The sequence below is a fragment of the Bartonella sp. AR 15-3 genome (assembly GCF_002022445.1).
GTDB lineage: Bacteria > Pseudomonadota > Alphaproteobacteria > Rhizobiales > Rhizobiaceae > Bartonella.
Window position 1 is genome coordinate 1060847 of the sequence record NZ_MUYE01000001.1, and the last position, 18117, is coordinate 1078963.

Genomic DNA, 18117 nt, shown 5'->3' on the forward strand with positions numbered 1-18117 from the left:
CAAGAAAGCATTTTAATTTTCATTTTATTGGATCACAAAATTAGAATAAGGCAATACCTATAAAATAACCAAGCAATAATAACTTAAGGAAACAATAAAACAGCTCTCAATCCTGGATTTGCATTTTCAAGCAACAATTCGCCTCCATGAAGTTTCATAACAGCTTTTGCTATACTTAAACCAATACCAAAACCAGGTTGTGTGCGACTTTCTTCAAGACGAACAAATCGTTCTATCACTTTTTCACGCTTATCTTCTGCAATTCCTGGACCATTATCACTAACTACAACAAGCAAACGTCTGCCATCATGCTCCATTGACAAAGAAACCTCTGCCTTCTTTTCACCTATAGATGCATACTTAATTGCGTTATCAATAAGATTAAAAATTGATTGTGTAATAAGCTCACGATTCAGCTTGAGCTCTTTATCAAAAGTATGTCCCAATCGAAGTAAAATACCAGCTTCTTCGGCAAAAGGTTCATAAAATTCAACTGCATCTTCAAGAATCAATTTTATATTCATTATTTCAAGATTCTCAATTGAACTACCTGCTTCAATACGCGAAATCATTAAAATAGCACTAAAAGTACGAATAAGATAATCCGATTCAGCAATAACATCATCCAGAACTTGCCGATATTCAAGCTCTGTTTTTTTCCCTAAAAGGGCTTCTTCAGCACGATTTCGAAGACGGGTTAGTGGTGTCTTAAGGTCATGGGCAATATTATCTGATACCTGACGCAAACCGGTATTTAATTCTTCAATGCGATCTAACATAACATTAAGATTAACTGATAATCGATCAAACTCATCACCCGCCCCAGAAACAGGTAAGCGTCCGCTAAAATCACCATTCATCAAACGCTGTGATGCATCTGTTACACGATCAATCCTTTGTAATGCCCGCCTACCAATAAAAAACCATATTAACAAAGCGCCTCCAACCATTGCTGCAAGAGCAATCATAACGGCTTTACGAATAACTGTTACAAACCGTTCCGGTTCATCCAAATCTCGCCCAACAAGAAGCTTCATAGTATTGGGTAAATCAATAATGAACGCTAAAGCACGATGTTTATTTGGTCCATTTATTTGGCCATTTTCTCCAAAGCGTGAATACAAAAAAGAATGAGAAAGAGAGCCCTTATACTGAAGAAGCCCAGGTTCAATATGGGCAACATTCCCTGCCAAAACACGGCCCATTGGATCAGTGACAAGATAAAGAAAAGCCCCTGGTTGTCGTGAACGATAATTAATAGTCCGCATTAATAAAGGGAGTCCACCATAATTATAAGTACTCTCGATATTCCTTAATTCTTCACGTAAAGCTTGCTCCGTCTGATCTATCAGTAATGAAATAGCGAATGCCGTCATATAAAGAGAAAGTCCCGCTGCAACTAATCCAAAAAGCAAAATATAGAGCGCAGAAAGCCTCAACGTAGTCGTGCGCATCATGTTGATTAAACGGTTCATATTTTTTTTTCTGGTGCCTTTAGCATATATCCTGCTCCACGAACTGTATGTAAAAGCGGAACATCAAAATCTTTTTCAATTTTTGCTCTTAAACGAGATATATGAACATCAATAACATTTGTTTGCGGATCAAAATGGTAATCCCAAACATTTTCCAAAAGCATCGTACGAGTGACAACCTGTCCAGAGTATCGCATTAAATATTCCAGTAAGCGAAATTCACGCGGTTGCAACATAATATTCTTATCACGACGTTTCACTATATGTGCTAACCGGTCAAGTTCGAGATCACCAACACAATAAACAGTTTCTGCTTCTTTCGGATTTTTTCGCCGTTGTAAAACTTCAACACGCGCAAGAAGCTCAGAAAAAGCATAAGGTTTTGTCAGATAATCATCTCCACCCGCACGCAAACCGGTTACACGATCGTCAACCTGGCCTAAAGCAGAAAGAATAAGAACTGGTGTTTCGTTGCCTTTTGCACGCAACTCAGTAACAATAGAAAGACCGTCACGATATGGAAGCATGCGATCAATAACCATCACATCATAATTTACCGTCTCTGCCAAAGCATAACCAGTATCTCCATCATAAGCAATATCAGCTGCATGCCCTGCTTCCAAAAATGCTTTTTCGAGATAACGCCCTGTCTCACGATCATCTTCGATAATGAGTATCTTCATAAAACGCATCTCCATTATTTTACTAAATGATTAATGAAACAGAAATTTCAATAAGTTTCTGTTTCACTTCTCATAAATGTTATTTTTTTAAAATTGGAAGAGCAATAAAACGATTCTGATCATTTGTTCGCACTTGCAATAATACCGCATTTCGCCCTAATTTTTTTGCATCTTTGATTGCATCAGTAATATCAGATGCTTTTTTGGCAGGTCTATTATTAACAGTTACGATAACATCACCAGGACGTATGCCCCTATCAGCTGCATCTGTATCCGAATCCACATCAGTTACAACCAATCCCATACCATCATCAGAAGGAGCTACAATCAAACCATAATCTTCTAATGTTTCATCTGAATTACCGTGCTCACTTGAATATTTTGCTCTCTCTCGTTGTCCCTCATCTGCTGGCATTGAATCAAGCTTAACCTTAACACTTTCCTCTTTACCTGATCTCCAAATTCCCAAAGTAACAGTTTCTCCGGGTGTAGTGTTTGCAATACGCTTTGCTAAATCACGTGCATCATTAATTTTTTCGCCATTAACCGCAATAATTACATCACCTGTTTTAACACCCGCCTTTGCTGCTGGCCCTTTGAGCGGATCAGTAATTAAAGCACCTTTAGCTTCTTTTAGACCAATTGAATCAGAAATTTCTTTTGTAACAGGTTGAATTTGAACACCGATCCAACCTCGCTGAACGGAACCTTTTTCCATAAGTTGTTTTACAACTTGTTTCGCTGTTGCTGAAGGAATCGCAAAAGCAATCCCAACATTCCCGCCAGAAGGAGAAAAAATTGCTGTATTAATTCCAACAACTTGTCCATTAAGATTAAAAGTTGGACCACCAGAATTACCACGATTAACAGCAGCATCAATCTGAATAAAATCGTCATAAACACCAGCACCAATATCACGTCCACGAGCAGAAACAATACCTGCTGTTACAGTTCCACCAAGGCCAAATGGATTCCCGACAGCAACAACCCAATCCCCCACATGAATTGTCGAGTCATCTGCAAAACCAACATATGGAAACTTCCGTTTATCATTTACTTTTAATACGGCAAGATCAGTTCGGGGATCTGCTCCAATAAGTTTTGCCTCAAATTCTGTACCGTCATCAAGAATAACAGAATAGCTCGTTCCATCTACAATTACATGATGGTTAGTAACAATATAACCATCAGGGGAGATAAAAAAGCCAGATCCAAAGGCTACAGGACGAAATTTACGCGAACGATTCAAAGGCTTATTATTAGGAAGAGTATGATTATAAAAATCTTTAAAAAATCTTTTCAAAGGATGTTGATCTGGCAACTGATCAATCCCTGGATTACTAAAAAAATTACTAAAGAACCGTTCTTCTTTTTTGGCATTACTTTTCACTTGCACGGAAACAACAGCTGCCTTTACTTTAGATACAACATCTGCAAATCCTTGTTGTTGTACTGAAGGAACAAATACAGGATTTGCATGGGTAGTTGTCACCCAAAAGTTTGATCCATTAAAAAACATCGTACTTGCTAAAAACGCAGAACAACTTACTGCTGTTAACATCATACGAAAATTTGATTTGACCATTTTTTATGCTCCTACTCAGTAATATTTTAATCATATCGTAATTAACAATAAAACAGTAAATATTACCGTTTCCTGTCTAAATTATTAAAGTTTTGTAAAGTCAATGATAAATAAATTCAAACGATAATAAATCTAAACTATCCGTTTAAATTCCTTGCTTTTCTTTTATCCATATTAAATTGCAATAATATTATAAACCGCTTCCATTAATTAACATCAAAAGAGATGAATGTCTTTCTGCTTGTCCATTTTATTTGAAATAAAATGAAGCTTATACCAATAATAATTATGATCAAAGGTGATAACCATAAAAACCACGTCGTTTTATTAAATGGTGGTGTTAGTAAAATAAACTCACCATACCGCTCAACAAGAAAATGAATAACCTGCTGATTATTATCGCCTGCTTTCAAGCGTTCACGAACTAAAAGACGTAAATCACGTGCTAATGAAGTATTTGAATCATCAATTGTTTGATTTTGACAAACTGGACAACGCAAATATGATGAAATATCACGAGCGCGCGCTTCGAGTACTGGATCCATTAAAATCTCATCTGGCTCTACCGCTCTCACTAATTGCATAGGAAAAATGAGAACAAAGAATGTAAAAGTCCAAAAGAAAAGCTTCCTCATCTTGATCCCTTTATAATCGATTGCAACCGACCTCCACGCATCCAATAATTTAAAAGAGATAATCCTCCTCCTACTGCCATCATGAATGCACCGAACCAAATACATATCACATAAGGTTTCCACCATATATGCACAACAAGCCCTTGATCATTTATACGACCAGGAGCAATATAAAATTGAGAAAATCCATGACTTTTGATACCAACTTCCGTTGTTGATCTATTTTGGCTTGAATAAAAACGTTTCGAGGCTATCACATTACTTATCATATTTTTGTTATCATATATTTTAAAATCAAATTGTATTGCCGAATAATTTGAACCTGCAATATTATGAACTTCATCAAAACGAATAGTCTTACCAGCTATCGTAACTGTTTCTCCTATTTGCATAATTAAAATACGTTCTTGCCCAAAAGTTGCAACACAGATAATGCCAAATAATGTAACTCCTAATCCCATATGCGCCAACGCAGCACCAAAAACAGACAACGGTAATCCCAAAAATCTCTTAACTCGTACTAAAAAAGGCACCTTATGATAGCCACTCTTACTCCAAAGATCAGCTAAACCACCCAAAAAAACAAAAACCGCGAGTCCAACGCCTAAAGCGGCAAAAATATCACGTAAAGAATCTACATAAAATGTTATAAAACACGCTACACAAGCTAATGCAAATACAAACCATAATCGTTCGAAAACTGCAAAAAAATCGCCATGTTTCCAAGCTATCATCGGGCCAAATGGAACAAATAGCAAGAGTACCATCATTAAAGGTCCAAATGTAAAATTAAAAAAAAGAGCGCCTACAGAAATTTTTTGCCCCGTTAATGTCTCAAAAAAATAAGGGTAGAGTGTACCAATTAAAACTGTTGCTGTTGCTGTTATGAGAAGCAAATTATTTAAAATAATAAAACCTTCACGCGAAACTGGATAAAAAAATCCCCCTGTTTTCAAAATAGGCATCCGTATAGCAAAAAGAAGAAGCGCACCTCCTGTGAAAAAAAACAAAATAGCAAGAATTGCCTTCCCACGTGTTGGATCAACAGCAAAACTATGCACAGACATTAAAATACCCGAACGAACAAGAAAAGTTCCCATAAGAGAAAGAGAAAACGTAAGAATAGCTAAAAATAAGGTCCAGATTCTCAATAAGTTTCTTTTTTCAAAAACAATCACCGAATGTAAAAGTGCAGTTCCCGAAAGCCACGGCATCAATGAAACATTTTCAACTGGATCCCAAAACCAATAACCACCCCAACCTAATTCATAATAGGCCCAATAAGACCCGACCGTAATGCCAACTGTCAAAAAAATCCACGCAAGCAAAACCCATGGCCGTATCCAATAGGCCCAAATCTTGTTAAGATATCCTGTAATCAATGCAGCTATTGAAAAAGAAAAACAAACCGAAAAACCAACATAGCCTAAATAAAGAAGTGGAGGATGGATTGCTAAAGAAATATCCTGTAACACAGGATTAAGATCATTTCCCTGCAATAATGGTGGATGAACACGTATAAATGGATTAGATATAAAGAGAATAAACAAAAGAAAAGCACTTATAATCCAACTTTGGCAACCTAAAACTAATGCTTTAAACTGTTCTGGTAATTGTCGAGAAAATAATGCAATCAATGTACTAAAAAACGCTAAAAGCAAAACCCATAATAACATTGACCCTTCATGGTTACCCCACACACCAACGATTTTATAAAGAATTGGCTTTTCTGAATGAGAATTCTCAACAACATTAAGAACAGAAAAATCAGATACAATATAAGAATAAACAATAATCAAGAAAGATAAGAGCAATAATATAAAAATGATATACGTTAGCGGCACTGCTGATTGCGCCAATAAAGGCTTTTCTTGTAAAGCACCAAAAGTTGGTACAAATGCCTGCAACAAGCTAACTGCCAATGCTGCAGCTAAAAAAAGATGACCTAACTCAACGAGCACAATCGAATTGCCTCTTCATATTCTGACACTTATTTACGCGATCAGCCATTTCTCTAGACATATAAGTCTCATCATGTTTTGCCAAAATACGCGTACCTATAAAAAGCCTTTGTTTATTAAAATATCCTTCCACAATAACGCCTTGCCCTTCACGAAAAAGATCCGGTAATATGCCAGTAAAAGCAACCTTTTCACGTTTTAGACTATCAGTTACAAAAAAGGTAACCTGCATATTTCCACTGTATTCAACAGTTCCTTTTTCAACAAAACCACCTAAACGTAAGGAACGACCCGTTAAAATATCTTCTCTTGTAATGTCGGATGGCGTGCGAAAAAAATTCACTGTATTACGAATCGTATACAATATGAAACCCGTAGCAATTGCCATAATAAAAAGACATGACAAAATCATAAGTAGCCTATTTTTTTTTCGCTTCTGCAAAACAAGCTCAAGTGAATAAAAATCCTTTAAAGGTCGACTGTTCATGGTCTACTCATGAAAATATTTTCATCAATGTATGTTGTATACATGCCCCACCTTTTACTAAAATAGCTTTGTATATCCTTTGATATAAGTAAAACTTATTATACGTATTTTTCTATCTCTGAATAAACTCACCTAATTATGCAATTATAAACTAGTCTACATCTTGCTCATCAGAAACACTACGCAACTGAATAATCATTTCTTCAATACGCGATCTTCCTTTAATATTGTTAGGTGTTTTATTAAGGAAATTTTGCAAAAGTTGAACCGCTTGAGAAGATCGGCCTGCTTGATGAAAAGCGCTCGCTAAAAGTAAATGAGGATAAAAATCTTTTGGCGCTAAATTAACAGCCTTTTGAAAAACATCCTGTGCTTCTTGTGTAATCCTTCCTCCTTCGTAATTAACTAACGCTAAACCATATCCCACCAGTCTTGGAGCTGTTTCTCCATTTAAATGAAGTGCATATAAATAGGTATTCACAGCATCCTGAAAACGACCTGCCTCAAGATACCCTACTGCCAATGCATCTGCTATCTTTCCATCATGAGGCATACGAAAAAAAAGTACTTCTAAACGGATAAGTCTTTCATATTCATTTAACGTATTGGGCTCTCTCTCCATCAGTTCACTAAAAAAATAACTTTTGACTCTTGGATTACCCGTTAGACTATAAACACCCCATGTTACAAAAAAAATGAATAAAAGACTCAGCACTATAAGTGCACAAAAACTTTTTGGATGCTTATAAAGTTTTCGTATACTTTCTTCGTCAAAAGTGCAACGTTTAAAATCAGTTTTACTCTCGCAGTGTTGGATTTGATCAATACTGAAAAAAGAAATTTTCTCTTGCTTTATTCTACAATAAAAAAGCAGAAAAAAAATAATTGTAAAAAAAGTAAAAAAAAATGCAGCTAAGACCGATAATAGCATATCACTTTAACACCAGTATAGAAATCAAAAAACTACAACCAATTTCTTTCATATTCTTATATTAATTGTAGCACTTATATAAGAGGAATCCAGCTTCCATCAGGATTGCGACACGCGCTACCGTAAACTATTTCAGATATACCATTAAGTGTAAAAGAATGACTATACTGACGACAATTTTGTGAACCAACTTGATAAAATTGTCCTGCACTTACTTCACCAAAAATACCTCTTTTTGTAGATATCCAACGCACTTTTTTTCCAGCACTAGCATATTCTAATGCATTATATTCTGCTTGCAAAACTTTATAACGATCGCCCAAAGATAATAGCATAAAAGAAGATCCAAGGAGACCAGTCCCCATGCCATTAATCTTATCAGAATTAACTTCTTCTACTTCTACATTGAGATCCCTTGTCTCTAACTTCAATGTATGGCTACATCCTAACAGACTGACAATCAGCATACCAACCAATAATAAAAAAACTTTCTGCATTATGACACCATAAAACTCATCATCAATTTTTCTGATATCTATAAAACCATAAAAACAAAATTTTCATTTATATTCTCCATTATATACAAAGAAAACTATTAAGGCACGAAGATACTTTTACTTGCTATCCTAAGCTGTATACAAAATATTGCTTTGTTATTATAGATGTCGTCTTTGATATATGCACCAAGAGAAAGAAAATACATTTATCATCTTGGTAATACAATTTTTGTATATAATCTACCCAGCTCAGAACGCGACAAAGAAAAGCTTCCGCCATATTCACTGACCATGCCTGAAACAATCGCTAATCCTAATCCTGTTCCTGGCTTACTTCCATCAAACCGTTGATCTCTTTTAAAAGCTTTATCAATTTGCTCTTCTGTCAAACTAAGACCATCATCTTTAATAATCATACTAAAAAATGCTGTTTCTTCAAAACTTTCTTCTCAAGAACAACAGATTAAGATTTTAGTGCGAAACTACTGAACAGCATTCTCAATCACATTACCCACAATTTCCTCTAAATTTTCCTTTTCACCAGAAAAAAATATATCATGAACATCCATAGTAAATTGAATATGTTTACCAGGATTAAGCTTCTTCATGACCCTAACCAAACAATTAAATGTTTCCGGAACAGCCGTGTGAGAAACAATACTATCATGCTGCGCTGCAATCCGGACACGCTGCAAATAATGATCAATTTGGGTATGCATTATTTTAGCTTGCTCGCGCAATAAGAAGGCTGGTTCCTCTGCCATGTTTATCGACTTCATTAATGATAACTGATAAAGGTGCCTTTAATGAATGAGCAAGATTACCAACCTGAGTTCGAAATCATTCAATAATACGCTGATTATTATCAATAAGAGCATTCATTTCTTGCGCCAACAACATACCATTACTCAATAAATCTGTACTTATATAATCAGTTTTTCTATGCGAATATCATTCAATGTTTGTTGAATTCATTTCAATAGCTGAAAACTAAAAAATAAAAATAAAATTAATCAGAACACTACCTATACCAAAACTCCACAGAAGAATTTCAAAGTCTGTTACAAATTATTTACCTGTGCATACACTTCATTAATATTTCCAACAAGGCGAAAACGAGCAACATGATTCTGATTATCAAAAATAACAGCACTTTCAATAACTTTCATGTTTTCCCCATCTACACCTTTATTTGATAAGAGAGAAAAAATTGACTATTAAAAGGGGCATTAACAAAGCTTGGTGAAAAAATTTCTTTAGTTCCTAATAATCGTGATACCAATCTTCCATGTCAATTAGAGTGATACAGGCAAAACCTCTCAATAGCATCCAGATGTTGAATCTGAATAACGAATATCACCAAATTTAAGTTTCCCTTTCAAACATCCCTCAGATGTAAAAGTTACAGCTGTAATCAGACTATAAAGATGAAAAGAAAGAATACGATCCAAACTTTGTTAGCTTGAACACTTATAGAATAAATACTGACTGCTGAAATAGATAAAAATGAAATAATGACTTATAATGTTGATAAAATCATAACACACAGACTGAGAAATTTTTCAATAAAATAATAACTGTTTCAATCGGTTATTATTCTTCGAAACTCTCATTTGTCACCTAACATTATTTATTCTATAGCTTAGCCCGCGAACAGTCTCAATTAAATCTACTCCGAGTTTTTTACGCAACTGCTTTATAAACACTTTAATCGTATTCGAATCTTTATCAAAATCCTGATCATAAAGGTGCTCAATCAACTCTGTCCTTAAAACTACCTTATCGCTATGACGCATGGTATAAGACAGAAGCCGAAATTCATATGATGTTAATTAATAATTGTCCACCAATAAAAACACGAGAAGTTTTAACAGCTAATAAAACCTCCCCACAAAAAACATATTTGTTGCATGTCCCATTGAACGGCGAATTAAAGCACACAACCGTACCAGCACTTCCTCTAAATGGAATGACTTAACGACATAATCACCAACAACCGCATCAACACCACATACCTTATCAGACCAAAGATCACGCACTGCTAACATTAAAACAAGCATCATAAGGCTTTGTACCTCCAAAATAGGCATCACTATACCTGAAAAAAGTGAATTGGCAGCAATAACAACCTTAACACGTCGTGATTTATCTCCATTATGCAGAGAAAAAACAATCACAACCACACACATATTTTTGCTATCTTCAACACTCGGTGTTGAACGAGTTAATGTTCCTCTTTGTTGCATAGCAACTTTTTTTCCTATTTTAATACAGTCAGCTGCTAAAACAAAATCTAGATCCATAAGGCTTATGAATATCACAAAAAAGAAAATTTTTTATAAGTCATATTATCTGAATAGAAAACGAATAAACGAGTTAGTTTATTTCTTAAATTAAAATTACACAAAGAAAAATATAATCTTATTATATATATCGTAATATTAAAATTTTAATAATTATAAATTCATTTTTAAATGACCTGCAAAACTAAATATATATGTCAAATAAATTAAGTATCAAAGTTCTAAATACATTCTTTTTTTGTCATGCCTATAGCAAAAAAGTTCTTATACTCCATATAATTATTATTAGATTATTTAATTGCACTACTTTAGCATAGGCTTTTTATGTTTGATTTTTTGAAAAAAAAGAAAATCCAACAAAATAAACCATTCCATAGCCCTAAACTTATTGAATTAGACGCATGGCTAGACACGACACTTTACAATATCCGTACTTCTCACAATTTCTTCTGGAATAGAACAGCTCTTATTTCGCAACGTTTTCATGTACGAGGATGGAAACGGTGTATCGTTGAAATCCTCGATGAAACATTAACATTAGGGTTGATTGGTTTTACTTTATTCACCATCGTTGGTCTTTCTGTTTTTGAATTAACAAAAAAAGATTGGTATTCATCCAAGAATTTTTCCATTCTTTTTCTAGACCGCTATGGAAATTCTATTGGACACCGTGGAGCTTTACCAGCTCTATCTGTCCCTGTCGAGGAAATGCCTGAGTATCTTATCAAAGCAGTTCTTGCAACAGAAGATCGCCGTTTTTTTCATCATTGGGGAATTGATTTTTATGGTCTTATACGAGCAATTACACAAAATATACAAGCTAAAATTATCGTTCAAGGTGGTTCAACTCTTACACAACAACTCGCGAAAAATTTATTTTTAACACATGAAAGAACTATAACACGCAAAATTAAAGAAGCTTACCTTGCTCTATGGCTGGAAGCAAATCTCAGCAAAAAACAAATTTTGCAACTCTATCTTGAACGCGTATACATGGGAGGAAATAATTTTGGTATTGCAGCGGCATCAAAATTTTATTTTGATAAAAATGTACGCAACATATCTTTAGCAGAATCTGCGATATTAGCTGGTCTTTTTAAAGCACCAACAAAATATGCTCCCCATAGCAACTTACCTGCTGCACAAGCACGTGCAAATACAGTTCTATCTAATCTTGTTGACAGTAATTTTATGACGGATAGCCAAATTATCAAAGCATACCGCCACCCTGCTAAGATTATTACAAAAGTAAAAAACAGTCAGCCTAATTATTTTCTTGATTGGATATTTGATGAAATACGCCAAATCAGCAATCAATTACCAAGCCATACCTTAATTGTTCAAACCACTCTTGACCCCAATATTCAACGAGCAGCAGAAGAAGCAATCGAATATTATCTATACCAATACGGTCAACAATATCGCGTAACACAAGCAGCCACCGTTATTCTTGATAATAACGGAGCTGTACGCGCAATTGTCGGAGGACTTGATTATGAAAAAAGCCAGTTTAATAGAGCAACACAAGGTGGTCGACAGCCTGGTTCTTCATTCAAACCATACGTTTATGCAACTGCAATGGAACATGGTTTATCCCCCAATACTATAGTATCTGATAAACCTATCAATTGGGGCGGTTGGTCGCCACGAAATAATTCTGGCCGTTATATCGGCAATGTCGATTTAGCAACTGCTTTAGCCTTTTCTATTAATACAGTACCTGTCCATATTACTTACCAGTATCTTAATCGTGATACTCAACCAATTAGAAATTTGATTAAAAATATGGGTATTAATTCTCATATTTTATCACACAAAACCATGGTTTTAGGAACATCCAATATGACACCAATGGATCAAGCAATTGGTTTTAATGTCTTCGCTAATGGAGGCATAGCTGGAAATCGCCACGGTTTTACACGAATCAGCACAATAGATGGTCATGTAATATGGGATTGGGCACGTAATGGTAACAAATCATATCAAGTTATCAGTCAACAATCCGCTGTTTATATGAATCAAATGCTGGTTGGCGTTACAACACGAGGATCTGGTAAACGTGCAGCGCTGCCCATGTCACTTGTTGCTGGAAAAACTGGAACATCACAAGCCTACCGTGATGCTTGGTTTGTTGGCTTTACTGGTAATTATACCGGTGCTGTATGGATGGGAAACGATGATTTCTCACCTATGAATCGCGCTTTTGGTGGTGTTATTCCTGCCATGATATGGCATCGCATTATGCTCTATGCCCATCAAAATACAGTTCTTCAACCACTCTATGGAGTAAAAAATTCTATTTTACCTTATCAATCGCCGATTAATTCTTCCCATGATAATAATCCTTATATCAATTCTAAATTGCCGCAAATACTCTCACCAGCAACATTAAACGCTATACGTTCTATCAACAAAGACCTACAAAAACTAACAAATATGACCTTATCAAATACGAAAACTATTTTTTCTTCAACAAATGCAATTTGAGTATCCTACAGTGCTTTTTAATATCACTTTTACTTTTCTAATCTTCATTGTTTCCATTTTATGTGGAATATTCAGCGTTAATTATATGCTTAATAATGCCATCAATTTTGAGTATTTAAAGATTAAAGAATGGAAGAGCTATTTACACATAGGAACAGCTAAAGCTGATCCTTACATCCGCGCACGCACTGCAAAGCATGGTAATATTTCCCTTGGATATCCAGAAAATCTCATTTTCCAACTTTGGACAGATAACCAGGGGCATCCGTTACGCCCCGGCTGCCATTATTTACTTAAAGGACACATTCCTGAAACGCGTCTCTTTACTCTGTATACAGCTGATAAATTCCTTAGACCATACACTTCAACGAAAAATACGCCTTCTGCACTCCACACCTACAACGTAATTTATGAAAATGATGGTTCATTACGGATAAATATCTCATCAACACCGCAAACAGGCAATTGGCTTGCATCAACTAGTAAAAAAGAATTTGGACTTATCCTGAACTTATATGACACTTCAATTCTCTCTACAACAGCATTACGAAAACCTATGATGCCCTCTGTAGAACGAATTCCATCAGGAGAAAAATGTGTTTAAATTCATTCATACAATTCTTCTTATAGGCCTCAGTACGATCATTGTTCATATTGGTATTTTACTGTTAATTCCTCATTACACACAAAATAATATATGGACAAGCCTTGAAAAAATAGGGCCTCCTTATCAATTTGTTGACCTGGCTTCATATAATCCTATTCGCCAATCTATGGATCCTTTATTTCTTCTTAAAGTATGCAAATTTAATCTGGAAAATGGTCCTGTTCACTTAACCACTCCGCAAACAACAAAATTTTGGTCATTGTCAGCCTATACAAGCGAAGGAATTATTTTTTACAATCTCAATGATAAAACAACCCCAAATGCTAAACTCAATCTTATTATCGGAAGCCCTTTACAAATAACAAAACTCAAACAATCAAAAATTGAGCATACTCTTAATTCAGTTTTAGTCTCTCAAAAATCAAATGAAGGTTTTACTATTTTACGTGTATTCACTCCATCTCCACTTGAAAAAAAAGAAAGTGAATCCTTTCTTGCAAAAGCAACTTGTCATATATTCAATAAATGAAAATTGCCCTGATCTTTAATTTAACAAACCAACTTTAGTATTTTAATCAAAGTCTTGTAATCAATTTTTCTATTATGGGAGAGTATAAATATTTTTGACTATTTAAAATCATTTTTAGTTTTTTAATCTTCTATACAAATGATTATTTCTCTAAGAGCTAAACAATATATAAAGCTCTCTTTCTCAAAATAATATCGACAACACAACATTTAAATGGCTTCTTTGAGTAAAGCATTCAATCTCGTTATTGAAGCATTTGCTATCTTAATGCCACTATACCTAATAAATAAAAACTATAATTCTCTGATTATTTATAATAAAAGACTTTTTTGATAAATCCTTACGGATCATTTTCTATTCTTACTATGCTCTAATATGATATATATTGGCGCTACTTACTTCATCTAGAAGACCACCATAAAATTTAATTTTGCTAATTTTTTCTGCATATCCATTAGATTTGCTGATATAGCTCTTTGAGCAAGCACGAAGATAAATCTTAATATAAACTACTTGAAATAGAAACAGAAACGATATGAGAACCCACTTTGTTTCTTATTTGTTTTTCAGATAAAATAGAATCTTCTATTACAGCTGGAACCAATGCTAAATTTATATTAGTCAATACATCTTGATGCGTTTTCATTTGTGAAAACAAGGCATTAATGATAAAAAATCCAAAACTTATAATAAAAATAAATAATCCTATAACTAAACAAGCATTTGCACATGTATGGCGATAAAACTGTTTTATTAGCCAAAAAACAAAACGGAACATTCCTGCCAAGAACGCTATAGTAATAATCCTCTGTTTTACAGAATTATTTTTTTGTTTCTTTCGTTTATTTGCCATAATAGAAACTAACATATATTATTTTCATTTTCAGTTAATGAAAGATATATTTATATTACATTCTCTATCCCTTGATCTTACATTCAACAGAACTTTAACACGACTAAAAGAAATTCCTACTATACAGCATTTTATTTCATATTAAGCTATTATTTCATCCAATTATTTTTTCTATTACTATCTCAGTCGCATTGTATAATTAATTTGATTACACTCCTTTTGTACCCATATTTGATAACATTTAAAATCAAATTAAGCTTTATCGTAAAACACAACATACACTTCTCAAAGATAATGTAATAATAAATTTACATCTTTGTATAACAATAAATTAGTATAATTATTTCAGATATAATATAATATGCAAATGGCAACCCATGCTGTTAGTATTTAATAAATTTCATAGACTTCATCTATAACTGTATTTGAAATTTTCAAGATAATAAAAAAACTCCTCAATCTTTTTAACACAAATTGGTTATTTTTTCTTTTGCCATAAAATAAAATTTCACTCGCAAAAATATGAAAGTCCCACGAATAATTTGAACAATGAGAAAAACAACTTAAAAAATACTAAAAATTAAATCAGTCTCTTATCTGGATTAATCTATAATTTAATATTAGCTTTACGTTATAATATTAAAAATGCACTGTATTTTACTAGAATTTTCTATATTTCTCCGATTAATTTCAAAAGCCTAAAATTTCATTCAATCATTTTAGAAGAGAGTATTTATAAAACACTTTTCTGCTTAAAACTATCCATAAAACAGCATAATGCATACAAAGGCTGTACAGCAACTTCGCATATTATCTAAATATCATTAAATGCCTACTGTTCATACCTCTTATAAGGTAATCATCCTATTTATATTCTACTTAGAATACAAATGATATACGTTCTCAACACTTTCTATCTACAGACAAATTTAATGTTCAATTTTTAATGAAACAATGGTAAAATATTATTTATATACAATCCAAATATATATTTTATAATATCATTCACGAGATAAATCCTTCAAAACGAATGCTCAATTTCATAAAATATTAAGCATTATGAATGTCGCATCAAAAATATTATAAGTTACCCTTATATTCATTTATAATAGCAGCAGATTGGTCTCATATGATACGTTTTTTAATAAAATCAGCATTTTTTTTATTTTTTATTTTTATAATCATCTCGTTTTTTACAACGAAGCAAAACAATAATAATTCTTCCTCCTCTAAAGAAACTGATACAACAACAAGAGATATGATTATTGCTTTTAAGGAAACTATAAATGATTTAGGAATGTTCTGTGAACGAAACATAGAGGCTTGTAGAATCGGAAAATCCTTTTTAGGATCAATGGGTGAACGCGCACGTAATGGTTCAAAAATTATCTATGAATATCTTGACCATACATTTAACAATAAAAACACGAGAGCCCCCCAAAAAATAGCTCCAGCACAGATACAAAAAACAAAAGAAAATAAATAATACAAACTTATCTTATAAAAATACTCTTATTTCTTCTAGTACTTCTCATTGACTTCATTAAAAATAAAGTAATTCTGTCAACAAGAAGTATCATAAAAGCGCTTCAGAAAACAAGGAAAAAGTTTATTATGACAAGAACGATCGATGATATTATAGAGGATTTTTCCCAGCTTGATAACTGGGAAGATCGTTATCGCTATGTAATTGAGCTTGGTCATAGATTACCATCTTTTCCAGAAAGTGCGCGAAACGATACTAACAAAGTTCGTGGTTGTGTTAGTCAAGTATGGCTTTTTTCCTCACGCGATAACTCAGAAAATCCAATATTAACATTCCAAGGAGATTCTGATGCTCACATTGTGCGTGGTCTGATCTACATCCTTCTTGCTTTCTATTCAGGCAAAAAAGCTTCCGAAATCCGTGTAGCTGATGTTGAAGGACTTCTTGCAAAGCTTGGTCTAAACGAAAACTTAACGCCACAACGATCTAATGGCCTTAAAGCAATGATTAAACGAATTCGTGCAGAAAGTTTTCTATAACAATAAGACTCTTTTCTCCAAAATACATTAAATCTTTATCACTAACATGCTTTCTAAAAAATACTTCTAGACTTCAAATTAAGACAATATCTTTGAAATAACGCAATCATTTGATTTTCTTTCTTTCGCTTTTATGTCCAAGCCCCATTTCTTTAGCCAAAGCTGAACGTGCTTTCGCATAATTAGGTGCAACCATGGGATAAGAGCTGTCCAATTGCCACTTTTCACGATATTCCTCGGGCAACATCCCGTAATGAGTCATGAGATGACGCTTTAAAGACTTAAACTTCTTTCCATCTTCAAGACAGATAAGATAATCAGGAAAGATTGAACGTTTTGGATTAACAGCAGGCCTTTGTTTTTCGACTTCAACTTCCGCTAATGTCATATTCCCCGCTTTTAGAAAAGCAGCATGAACATCAGCAATCAAACTTGGCACTTCCGCCGGCCGTATCGAATTATTACTCACATAAGCAGCAACAATATCGGCAACCAACGTAATAACTAAATTGCTTTCAGTCTCCAGGACTGGACGATGTTCCATTCTTATTTCCTTTAATTTTAACCGAGACATCATTGTATTTACACTCGTAATAACGAGATTATACCTATATAAGGTTCATATTGTACAAAAATATTTTTTGTCAATTCAATTATTCTATAAAATTGCGTTAACACAAAAAAATCAAATAAACTTCTCTTTGTTGTCATATTATATAATAAAAAAACATAGAATTAGAAATGCCAAATGCAAATTTATAATATAAAAAAATTTTTCGTTTTAAATAATAACGCCACATCCTGTATTAGTTCCATCAATTTCAATTTTGGTATCAAAAATTAGTCTTTTCTTAACAAAAAAATAATTTAAGGAATTATTTTTAATTTCAATAATAAAAAACAAATATCATGAATAAAAATGTAGTACATAAATTGTAAAATCTATCTAATTTATATTTTTACAAATAAATAAAATCCTACTAGGCATTGGACTTGAATTAATCTATCAATAATCTTGATTTAACACATAGAAAATACTGATATCTTCATAGGGCTATG

Annotated in this window: 15 protein-coding genes and 2 pseudogenes; 5 read left to right on the forward strand and 12 right to left on the reverse strand. The window is 33.5% G+C overall.

Annotated elements, in window-relative coordinates:
• Positions 1-83: 83 nt before the first annotated feature.
• From BAR153v2_RS04735 to BAR153v2_RS04780, 10 genes and pseudogenes are all read right to left on the reverse strand, one after another.
• On the reverse strand, positions 84-1475 hold the full coding sequence (locus tag BAR153v2_RS04735) for a HAMP domain-containing sensor histidine kinase (RefSeq protein ID WP_078680534.1): 1392 nt from the start codon (positions 1473-1475) through the stop codon (positions 84-86).
• Complete coding sequence (locus BAR153v2_RS04740) at positions 1472-2158, reverse strand: response regulator transcription factor (protein WP_078680535.1); 687 nt, start codon at positions 2156-2158, stop codon at positions 1472-1474. Before BAR153v2_RS04740 ends, BAR153v2_RS04735 begins: the two co-directional genes overlap by 4 nt.
• 79 nt (positions 2159-2237) lie before the next feature.
• The gene (locus BAR153v2_RS04745; RefSeq protein ID WP_078680536.1) at positions 2238-3743 is read right to left on the reverse strand and encodes a Do family serine endopeptidase; all 1506 of its coding nucleotides are present in this window, start codon (positions 3741-3743) and stop codon (positions 2238-2240) included.
• Positions 3744-3949: 206 nt separating this feature from the next.
• Complete coding sequence (locus tag BAR153v2_RS04750) at positions 3950-4378, reverse strand: cytochrome c-type biogenesis protein (protein ID WP_078680537.1); 429 nt, start codon at positions 4376-4378, stop codon at positions 3950-3952.
• Positions 4375-6339, reverse strand: coding sequence for a heme lyase CcmF/NrfE family subunit (locus BAR153v2_RS04755; protein ID WP_078680538.1), 1965 nt, complete (start codon positions 6337-6339; stop codon positions 4375-4377). The genes BAR153v2_RS04750 and BAR153v2_RS04755 overlap by 4 nt, the downstream gene beginning before the upstream one ends.
• A complete protein-coding gene (gene ccmE / locus BAR153v2_RS04760; protein WP_078680539.1) occupies positions 6329-6826 on the reverse strand; it encodes a cytochrome c maturation protein CcmE in 498 nt (165 codons plus the stop codon). The genes BAR153v2_RS04755 and ccmE overlap by 11 nt, the downstream gene beginning before the upstream one ends.
• Before the next feature lie 151 nt (positions 6827-6977).
• A complete protein-coding gene (locus BAR153v2_RS04765; RefSeq protein WP_078680540.1) occupies positions 6978-7757 on the reverse strand; it encodes a tetratricopeptide repeat protein in 780 nt (259 codons plus the stop codon).
• Positions 7758-7831: 74 nt separating this feature from the next.
• Positions 7832-8254 (reverse strand): hypothetical protein, encoded by a 423-nt coding sequence (locus BAR153v2_RS04770; RefSeq protein WP_078680541.1) that lies wholly within the window; start codon positions 8252-8254, stop codon positions 7832-7834.
• A gap of 209 nt (positions 8255-8463) precedes the next feature.
• Positions 8464-9867, reverse strand: a pseudogene (locus BAR153v2_RS04775) (ATP-binding protein).
• A 3-nt stretch (positions 9868-9870) separates the two neighbouring features.
• Positions 9871-10314, reverse strand: a pseudogene (locus BAR153v2_RS04780) (winged helix-turn-helix domain-containing protein); the annotation flags it as partial.
• A gap of 567 nt (positions 10315-10881) precedes the next feature.
• Between BAR153v2_RS04780 and BAR153v2_RS04785 the strand changes: the two are divergent.
• Genes BAR153v2_RS04785 through BAR153v2_RS04795 form a run of 3 tightly spaced genes read left to right on the forward strand, consistent with a single transcriptional unit; the run spans position 10882 to position 14180 of the window.
• The gene (locus tag BAR153v2_RS04785; RefSeq protein WP_078680542.1) at positions 10882-13044 is read left to right on the forward strand and encodes a transglycosylase domain-containing protein; all 2163 of its coding nucleotides are present in this window, start codon (positions 10882-10884) and stop codon (positions 13042-13044) included.
• Positions 13045-13054: 10 nt separating this feature from the next.
• Positions 13055-13648 (forward strand): DUF1214 domain-containing protein, encoded by a 594-nt coding sequence (locus BAR153v2_RS04790; protein ID WP_143245216.1) that lies wholly within the window; start codon positions 13055-13057, stop codon positions 13646-13648.
• Complete coding sequence (locus BAR153v2_RS04795; protein WP_078680544.1) at positions 13641-14180, forward strand: hypothetical protein; 540 nt, start codon at positions 13641-13643, stop codon at positions 14178-14180. The genes BAR153v2_RS04790 and BAR153v2_RS04795 overlap by 8 nt, the downstream gene beginning before the upstream one ends.
• A gap of 499 nt (positions 14181-14679) precedes the next feature.
• Here BAR153v2_RS04795 and BAR153v2_RS04800 read toward each other — a convergent pair whose 3' ends face one another.
• Positions 14680-15033, reverse strand: a complete 354-nt coding sequence (locus tag BAR153v2_RS04800; RefSeq protein WP_143245217.1) for a hypothetical protein — start codon at positions 15031-15033, stop codon at positions 14680-14682.
• A gap of 1129 nt (positions 15034-16162) precedes the next feature.
• Between BAR153v2_RS04800 and BAR153v2_RS04805 the strand changes: the two genes are divergently transcribed.
• A complete protein-coding gene (locus BAR153v2_RS04805) occupies positions 16163-16519 on the forward strand; it encodes a DUF5330 domain-containing protein (protein WP_078680961.1) in 357 nt (118 codons plus the stop codon).
• 128 nt (positions 16520-16647) lie between these two features.
• Positions 16648-17058 carry a SufE family protein gene (locus BAR153v2_RS04810; RefSeq protein ID WP_078680546.1) on the forward strand — a complete coding sequence of 137 codons (411 nt, stop codon included), beginning with the start codon at positions 16648-16650 and terminating at the stop codon, positions 17056-17058.
• A gap of 106 nt (positions 17059-17164) precedes the next feature.
• Here BAR153v2_RS04810 and BAR153v2_RS04815 read toward each other — a convergent pair whose 3' ends face one another.
• On the reverse strand, positions 17165-17602 hold the full coding sequence (locus tag BAR153v2_RS04815) for a MucR family transcriptional regulator (protein ID WP_078680547.1): 438 nt from the start codon (positions 17600-17602) through the stop codon (positions 17165-17167).
• Positions 17603-18117: the final 515 nt, after the last annotated feature.

Excerpts from the sequence above, each read along its gene's own strand:
- BAR153v2_RS04805 (WP_078680961.1), top strand. The coding sequence starts at position 16,163 with ATGATACGTTTTTTAATAAAATCAGCATTTTTTTTATTTTTTATTTTT.
- BAR153v2_RS04810 (WP_078680546.1), top strand. The coding sequence starts at position 16,648 with ATGACAAGAACGATCGATGATATTATAGAGGATTTTTCCCAGCTTGAT.
- BAR153v2_RS04745 (WP_078680536.1), bottom strand. The coding sequence starts at position 3,743 with ATGGTCAAATCAAATTTTCGTATGATGTTAACAGCAGTAAGTTGTTCT.
- BAR153v2_RS04785 (WP_078680542.1), top strand. The coding sequence starts at position 10,882 with ATGTTTGATTTTTTGAAAAAAAAGAAAATCCAACAAAATAAACCATTC.
- ccmE (WP_078680539.1), bottom strand. The coding sequence starts at position 6,826 with ATGAACAGTCGACCTTTAAAGGATTTTTATTCACTTGAGCTTGTTTTG.
- BAR153v2_RS04800 (WP_143245217.1), bottom strand. The coding sequence starts at position 15,033 with ATGGCAAATAAACGAAAGAAACAAAAAAATAATTCTGTAAAACAGAGG.
- BAR153v2_RS04765 (WP_078680540.1), bottom strand. The coding sequence starts at position 7,757 with ATGCTATTATCGGTCTTAGCTGCATTTTTTTTTACTTTTTTTACAATT.
- BAR153v2_RS04815 (WP_078680547.1), bottom strand. The coding sequence starts at position 17,602 with ATGGAACATCGTCCAGTCCTGGAGACTGAAAGCAATTTAGTTATTACG.
- BAR153v2_RS04770 (WP_078680541.1), bottom strand. The coding sequence starts at position 8,254 with ATGCAGAAAGTTTTTTTATTATTGGTTGGTATGCTGATTGTCAGTCTG.
- BAR153v2_RS04750 (WP_078680537.1), bottom strand. The coding sequence starts at position 4,378 with ATGAGGAAGCTTTTCTTTTGGACTTTTACATTCTTTGTTCTCATTTTT.
- BAR153v2_RS04740 (WP_078680535.1), bottom strand. The coding sequence starts at position 2,158 with ATGAAGATACTCATTATCGAAGATGATCGTGAGACAGGGCGTTATCTC.
- BAR153v2_RS04735 (WP_078680534.1), bottom strand. The coding sequence starts at position 1,475 with ATGAACCGTTTAATCAACATGATGCGCACGACTACGTTGAGGCTTTCT.